Origin of the sequence: Parafrankia sp. EUN1f (assembly GCF_000177675.1) — a bacterium.
Classification (GTDB): domain Bacteria; phylum Actinomycetota; class Actinomycetes; order Frankiales; family Frankiaceae; genus Parafrankia.
This window is the reverse complement of sequence record NZ_ADGX01000115.1, coordinates 19,599-27,109: the sequence shown is the minus strand read 5'-3', so window position 1 is coordinate 27,109 and position 7,511 is coordinate 19,599. Positions and strand designations below refer to the sequence as shown.

Annotated in this window: 6 protein-coding genes; 1 reads left to right on the top strand and 5 read right to left on the bottom strand. The window is 70.8% G+C overall.

Annotated features, from left to right (window positions below):
• Positions 1–98 precede the first annotated feature (98 nt).
• The gene (locus FREUN1FDRAFT_RS27405; protein ID WP_006543534.1) at positions 99–332 is read right to left on the bottom strand and encodes a hypothetical protein; all 234 of its coding nucleotides are present in this window, start codon (positions 330–332) and stop codon (positions 99–101) included.
• A 163-nt stretch (positions 333–495) separates the two neighbouring features.
• Between FREUN1FDRAFT_RS27405 and FREUN1FDRAFT_RS27400 the strand changes: the two genes are divergently transcribed.
• A complete protein-coding gene (locus FREUN1FDRAFT_RS27400) occupies positions 496–1,290 on the top strand; it encodes an SDR family NAD(P)-dependent oxidoreductase (protein WP_035953820.1) in 795 nt (264 codons plus the stop codon).
• A 146-nt stretch (positions 1,291–1,436) separates the two neighbouring features.
• Here the strand turns inward: FREUN1FDRAFT_RS27400 and FREUN1FDRAFT_RS27395 are convergent, their stop codons facing one another.
• The 4 genes from FREUN1FDRAFT_RS27395 to FREUN1FDRAFT_RS27380 form a co-directional block, all read right to left on the bottom strand.
• Complete coding sequence (locus tag FREUN1FDRAFT_RS27395; protein ID WP_006543531.1) at positions 1,437–2,102, bottom strand: cutinase family protein; 666 nt, start codon at positions 2,100–2,102, stop codon at positions 1,437–1,439.
• 602 nt (positions 2,103–2,704) lie between these two features.
• Positions 2,705–3,742 (bottom strand): MaoC family dehydratase, encoded by a 1,038-nt coding sequence (locus FREUN1FDRAFT_RS27390; RefSeq protein ID WP_006543530.1) that lies wholly within the window; start codon positions 3,740–3,742, stop codon positions 2,705–2,707.
• A gap of 106 nt (positions 3,743–3,848) precedes the next feature.
• Complete coding sequence (locus FREUN1FDRAFT_RS27385) at positions 3,849–5,084, bottom strand: CoA transferase (RefSeq protein ID WP_006543528.1); 1,236 nt, start codon at positions 5,082–5,084, stop codon at positions 3,849–3,851.
• A gap of 619 nt (positions 5,085–5,703) precedes the next feature.
• A complete protein-coding gene (locus FREUN1FDRAFT_RS27380) occupies positions 5,704–7,299 on the bottom strand; it encodes an MFS transporter (protein ID WP_006543527.1) in 1,596 nt (531 codons plus the stop codon).
• Positions 7,300–7,511: the final 212 nt, after the last annotated feature.

Genomic DNA, 7,511 nt, shown 5'->3' with positions numbered 1-7,511 from the left:
ACTGATCCTCGCTGATAGCCGTGTGCCCCGCCGCAGCGCTGCGGCGGGGCACACGGTGCGGGCGGGCCTGAGGGGGTGGCCTCACACCCTTGGGAGGGTCAGACGGGTGGGGTGCGGTCGTAGCCGGGATCCTTCGGGGGTTCCGATCCGGGCCCGTACCCGTCGGCCCAGCGTGTCCGCAGTGGCCGGCCGTGCGGGCACGTCCCGGACTCCGGCACCGGATCCACCCGGCCCTCCCGGTGCAGCTGGGCGCCACGCTCGCGGCGGCACTTGTTGCAGGCGACTAGCGACAGCATCGGTACCAGCGGCCGGCCGGCGTCCGGGTCCATCATCCCTTTTTCACCCGCCCGACGCCGTTGCAGCTGGTGCAGTCGAACTCCTGGGTGCCGGTGAACCCGCCGTCCTCGTCACCTTCGACGACGTCCCTGGTCACCTTGCCGGCTCCGTTGCAGGTCGTGCAGTCGGCGAACTGGACGGGTCGAGGGAAAGGTCGCCATCGTCACGGGCGCCGGCTCCACGCCGGGTCCCGGGATGGGGACCGGCAAGGCCAGCGCGGTGGTGCTCGCCCGGGAAGGCGCGAGCGTCCTGCTCGTCGACCTGCATCCCGAGCGGGCCGAGGAGACGTTACAGATGATCGAGGACGAGGGCGGCAAGGCCCGGGTCTTCGGCGCCGACGTGACCAGCGCGGCCGACTGTGAGGCGATGGTCGACGCCGCCGTCGACACGTTCGGCACGGTGGACATCCTCGTCAACAACATAGGCCTGGCCTCGGTCGGGACCGTCGTCGACACCACCGAGGAGGCGTGGGACCGCAGCCTCAACCTGAACCTGCGCACGGTCTTCCTCGCGTCGAAGTACGCGGTTCCGGTGATGGCCGCGAAGGGAGCCGGTTCGATCGTCAACATCTCGTCGATCTCCGCGCTTCGCGGTGACGGCACCATCGCCTACTCCGCCGCCAAGGGCGCGATCCTCGCGATGACGGTCGACATGGCCTACTCCCACGGCCGGGACGGAATCCGGGTGAACGCGATCGCGCCCGGCCACATCACGACTCCGATGGTCAACTCGGTGTCGGGCCAGGACGCGGCCGCCGACTTCCGTACCCGGCTCCGCAACGAGGCGGGCCTGCTGGGCACGCCCGGCACCGGCTGGGATGTCGGCTGGGCGGTCGGCTACCTCGCCTCCGACGAGGCGCGCTGGGTGACCGGGGTGACACTGCCGGTGGATTCCGGTGTTCTCAGCGTCACCCCGCTGATGATGGCCCCGCACCTGCGCGGCGTGCAGGAATAGCCCGAACAGCGAACAGCGAACAGCGAAAATCTGGGCTGAACAGCGGATGTACTTCGTGAATGCCGGGGCCGTGGCCCGCGGGCTGATCTGGCGCCGGATCAGCCTCGGGTCGGCCCCGACATTCACCACTGATTGCGCCGGGGCGGTCAGCCCAGTGCGCGCACCTTGGCCGCGGCGAACGCGGCGCCGCTGGTCGTGCTGCCGTCATACCCGTAGGTGAGATGCGCCAGCGTGTTCACCCCGGCCGCGCAGACGGGGTCACCGAGGTTGCAGTATTCCTTGGCCTTCGAGCCGTAGAGTGCGCTGGCCGTGGGAATGTGCTGGCCATACAGCGCGAGCGGGTTGCCGAACACGACCACCGCGGCGACCCGCGGCGCGAGGTTCGTCGGGATGGTCTCGCCGGAGCCGAGCAGGGTCGGGATGCCGATCGAGATGTCGGTGACGCTCGCACCCTGCGAGTACCCGCCGAGCACGAACTTCGTGTTCGGGCAGGACGCGGCCACCGACTTCACGTGGCGGGTCATGTCGGTGGCGCCGGGGCCGGCGGAGGTCTGGGCGAGGTCGGCGGCGTAGTTGACCGCGTAGGAGCTGACCGACTTCCCGGTCAGGTTCGTCTTCAGGGAGTTGACGAACGGGGTGCCCGTGATCCCCAGGCCGGCCAACTCGCCGCTGCCGCGGGCGAAGACGATGTCGACGTCGGAACACGTCGCCGCGACCGCGGGCTCCGTAGCGATTCCGACGCCCAACGAGGCGGCGAACGCGGCCACGGCCAGCGCCAGGGTCCGCTTTTTCCGGGAACGGGAGAGCTTCATAGCTTCTCTTTCCTCGGGAATCCATCGACCTTTTGACGGAGATTCCCAGTCGTGCCCCCACGACAATTGACTTGCGCTCCCGAAACTAGCTTTCGCCCGGTGGTGGATCAAGCCACCCCCGTAGGGGTTCACCCTTAGGTGCCAGCGCCATCACCGAGAGGGTTCGTCGGGTGCCTGCGCCGGTTACCTGACCCCGTCATCGCCCGTCGCGCGCCCGCGCGTGATCTCCGTCGGTAAGCGGTTGATCACCAGAGGCCGGCCACCGGCCGCGGGGCTGTTGGGCTGTCGGCCGCTGGCCGCTGGCCGGCCGGCCACCGGTTGCGGGCTGGTGCCGACAGATCCGGGAATCTGGTCGTTCCTGCGTGCCCGGCCGCTGACCAGGCCGGCGCCACCACTGCTGTGCCGGTGCCCGGCCGGACCTGATGCGCGGGCCGCGCCGGGGGAGAACGGCGACGAATCGCCAGCTGAACCGGAAATCGTCGCGGCTGCGGGCCGCCGCCGCTGCGACCGGACAAGGGTAGAGCAAGAAGTGAGGATTTTGGCTGCTGCAGCAACCGAAGCCCTCACTTCTTGCGGATTGTCAAGCGATCCCGCGCCCCTCGTCAGGGGAGGACGGCCACGAACCGCCAGTCGAGGACGTCCCGGCCGCCCCCGTCAGCAGCGCCGGCGTCGCCAACAGCGCCGGTGGGGGCGGTGTCGGCGCGCACCCGTGAGCGCAGGCTGACCAGGCCGCCGCCGGCGGCGAGCGGTGTCAGGTCCTCCACGGTGATCTCGCTGCGCAGGGTGTCGCCCTCGTGGACGGGGCCCACGTGGTCGCACCCGTGCCAGCCCGCGACCGTGACCAGCGTCGGCAGCGCCCGGGTGACCTGCGCGAACGCCAGACCGATGGTGTGGCCGCCGTAGACCAGCCGACGTCCACCGCCGGCCGCCGCGTCGTGGTGGACCTGCGCGATGTTGAGTGTCAGGCGGGCGAGCTCCGGGGCGTTCGACACGACGTCGCCGCCGCCGACCTGCCAGCTCTGCCCGACCTTGAGGTCGGTGAAGCGCACACCTTCGGTCGCGGCGGCGAAGCGGGTGAGGTCCCAGCCGTCGACGACCGCGGCGAGGTCCGCCGGGTCCGGCTGGGTGCCGACCGCGTCGACGTCGTCGCGATGCCCGGTGGCCCGGTCAGGATCACGCAGCGGCAGCATCGCGCACCGCCAGAAGTCCAGAACGGGGCGCCCCTGCTGGTCGACGGTGGTGATCCGCAGCACCGCGAGCCCGGTGGGCCGCCGGCCGGGGCGCACGCTGTTCTGCCGCAGCGCCACGACCTCGGTGGACGTCCGAAGTGTGTCACCGAGTTCGGGGGTGCGGCGGAAGACGAGCCCCCGGTAGAACAGGTTGGCCTTCACATGGTGGGTGACGACCGTCGACTGCCCGATGGCGACGTCCCAGACGACGTTCGGCGGGGCGAGCGCGGTGCCGCCGGTCACCTCGGTGTAGAGCGCGTGATCGAGCGCGAGGGGGAGCCGGCCGCCGACGATGGCCCGGTGGACGTCGACCAGGCCCGGCGTGAGTGTCACCCCGGGCGCGGAGCGGAACGCCTGGCCGACGGTCAGCTCGTCGAAGTACGGCCCCTCGGCGACCGTTCCGATCGTCATTCCACCGCTCCCGCCACCCCACCGTTCCGATCGTTCACTCTGCTTCGATCGTTCGCGCCGTTCGCGCCGTTCGCGCCGTTCGCGCCGTTCGCGCCGTTCACGGCCTTCATGCCGCGGGCGGCGCGGCGATCACACCGCTGTCGACGAGGCGGCCGATCTCCGCGTCGCTGAGCCCGAGCACGTCACTGAGCACGGACGCCGTGTGCTGGCCGAGCCGCGGCGCGTCGCCGGGAGCACCGTACTCGCCGTCCCACCGCATCGGCGAGCGCGCGGTGATCGACGTGACCGGCCCACGGGACGGATCACTGGCGGGCAGCTCGACGTCCGCCAGCACGGCGAGCGGGTTCGCGGCGTGTGCGGCGACGACGTCCGACATGCCCTGGTAGCGGCTCCACAGCACGCGGGCGGCGTCGAGCTCGCCCGCGACCTGCGCGTAGTCACGGGCGGCGAACCAGGGGCGCAGCACCGCGGCGATGGTCTCGCGCAGGCGGTACCGGTCGGCCTCGAAGTTCAGGTCGGCGTCCAGGGCGGTCTCCAGCGCGCCGAACACCTCGCCGGTCTTGGTGACTGAGCACAGTGCCGCCCACTGGCCCTCGGTGAGCGCGACGACCATCACCCGGACGCCGTCACTGCAGGTGAAGTCGACGCCGAAACTGCCGTACACGTGGTTGCCGTGCCGTGGCCGTTCCCCGCCGCGGGCGGCGGCCTCGGAGAGCCAGCCCATGTTCGCGACGCCGGCCAGCGCCACGTCGGAGAGCGCGAGCTCGATGAACGCCCCGGCGCCGGAGCGGTCGCGGTCGCGCAGCGCGGCGAGGACGGCGGTCGACACGCTCAGGCCGGTGATGTAGTCCCAGGCGGGCAACACGTGGTTGACCGGCGCGCCGCCCTCCTCACGCCCGGTGATGCCCGGCAGGCCGACCTCGGCGTTGACGGTGTAGTCGACGGCCGGCCGGCCGTCGGGGTAGCCCTGGACCCGCACGTGGATCAGGTCCGCCCGACGGGCGGCGAGGACGTCGTTGGCCATCCAGCGGCGCCCGACCACGTTGTCGACGAGGATGCCCTGCTCCGGCCCGGGCGCGGTGATCAGCGCGGTGACCAGCTCCTTGCCCTCGGCGGCGCGCAGGTTGATGGCGGCCGAGCGCTTGGCCTTGTTGAGGGACGTCCAGTAGTAGCTCTCGCCGGTCGGGGCCACCGGCCAGCGCTGGAAGTCGCTGCCGCCGCCGATCGGGTCGATCCTGATCACGTCGGCGCCGAGCTGGGCCAGGGTCATCCCGCCGGTCGGCCCGGCTACGAAACTCGCGCATTCCACGACCCGCAGGCCGGCGAGTGGCTGCCTGATCATGCGGACCACCCGCGGGTCACCAGGTGCGTCCACGGGGTGTCGGGCGCGAGTGAGGTCGTGCCGGGGCTGGCTTCCACGTGCATGCGGGCACCGCCGTCCAGTTCGAGGGAACTGCCGGCCCGGCCCGGTCGAGGCGCGTTGCCTGCGGTGACGGGTGGGACAGAGCGGCAGCTTTGTAGCACGGGAGCTTTGTATCAGAATTCATCTCTCGGAATAATTCTTTCCGAGTGATCCCTTTGGCGTGAGAAGCGAGGATCATCCTGACGCCTGCGCTCGTCGCCGGGGTCCTGCCCGGCCGCTGGGCCTGATCGGTCGCTGGGCCTGATCGGTCGCTGGGCCTGATCGGCCGCTGGACCTGATCACGAACCCCATCCGCGCGGGCCACCCGGCAGGGATGCCACACCTCCGCCGCTGCCGCCCGCCGCCGACGCCGCGCCGAAAATTCGCGCCAATAAGGACAATCGGGACGCGGAGTCGCCTGTCAATCCGCAAGAAGTGAGGATTTCGGTTGCTGTCGCAGCCAGAATCCTCACTTCTTGCTCGGGAGCAGCGGCGGCAGCGGAAGCCCGAGGCTAGGGACTCTGCGACGGGCTCCGAAATGACCGAAATCCTCCACCTTTCAGGACGCGCCGGTTGGACTCGCCTCGGCTGCGGCCGACACGCCGACCCTGCGCTGGCTTGGGACCGCGGCCTCGGTGCTCGCCGGTGCCGCGGCGCTCGCCGGTGCCTTGGCGCTCGTCGGTGCCGCGGTGCCCACGGGCACGCGGACTTCCTGGGGCCTGCGGCTGGGGATGGTGAGAGCGAGCAGGCACGCGGCCAGTGCGGCACCCGCGCCGATGACGAAACCGACCCGCATTCCGGTGAGCGAGGGCACCGCGCTCGGCCCGAAGGCGACGGTCATGTTGGCCAGCACCACGCCGATCACCGCGCTCGCGGTGGACGTCCCGATCGACCGCATCAGGGTGTTGAGGCCGTTCGCCGCGGCACCCTCGGATGCCGGAACCGAGCTCATGATGAGTGCCGGCATCGCCGCGTAGGCGAACCCGACGCCCAGGCTGATCACGGCGGAGACGATGAGGAGCCCCCACGGAGCACTCATCAGGCCCTGCGCCATGACGTACCCGACGGTCATGATGCCCGCGCCGGTGACCAGGGAGACCTTGGGTCCACGAGCCGCGATCAGTCGTCCGGCGAAGGGCGAGGCGGCCATCATGACGAGGCCGCCGGGGGCCATCCACAGCCCGGTCGCGATCAGCGACTGCCCGAGGCCGTGCCCGGTCTCCTTCGGCAGCTGCAGCAGCTGCGGCACGATCAGCGACATGGCGTACATCGCGAAGCCGAGCACCATGGAGGCGATGTTCGTGAGCAGCACCGGCCGCTGGCTCGACGTCCGCAGGTCCACCAGCGGGGCCGGGATGCGGGTCTCCCACCAGCCCCAGGCCAGCAGGACGATGACGGCGCCGCCGAACAGCCCCAGCGTGGTGGCGCTTGACCAGCCCCACGCGGAGCCCTTCGACACCGCGAGCAGGAGGGCGGCCAGGCCGGCGGAGAGCGCCACCGCGCCGGGCACGTCGAAGCTGCCCTCACCCCGCACCGGGGATTCGGGGACCACAACCGCTACGAGCGTGATGATCAGTGCGGTCGCCACCAGTGAGCCCCAGAACAGCACGTGCCAGTCGAAGTTCTGCGCCACGATCGCCGCGATGGGAAGACCCAGCGCGCCACCGATGCCCAGGGACGAGCTCATCAGCGCCATGGCGGGGATGAGCCGCTTCGGGGGCAGCAGGTCGCGCATGATGCTGATGCCCAGCGGAATGATCGCCAGGCCCAGGCCCTGCAGGGCACGCCCGGCGATGACGGGCACCAGAGAGCTGCTCAGCGCACAGATCAGCGAGCCGCCGGCCAGGAAGTAGCCCGAGACGAGCAGCATGCGCCGCTTGCCGAAGAGGTCGCCCAGCCGCCCGTACACGGGGTTGGCGACGGCGCCGGTCAACAGGGTGGCTGTGATGGTCCAGGAGGCGTCCGCCGCGCTGGTGCCCAGCAGGCGTGGCATCACCGGGAGCAGCGGCACCATGAGCGTCTGCATCAGGGCGACGATCACACCGCTGACGGCGAGGACGGCGACGATGGCGTTGGCGCGGGATGGGTCCTCGGCGACCCCGGAGCCCTTCGGGGGAACCGGCCCGGACCGACCGGAGACTTCGTTGGACACCATATGCACCCCACAGATAGCTGTACCGTACAACTATGTGTATCACGCACATCGAACGAATGTCCGTATACGACGTGAGGGTTCTTGGTCACACTTCGGCGCGTGGATGGGACGGACGGGCACCGGCGTAGCGGGGTACGCCAAGACCGAACTGCCGGTGCCGGTCGGCCGGGCGGCGGCTGGCCATGCCGCCGCCCGGCGTCACACGGTGCCCT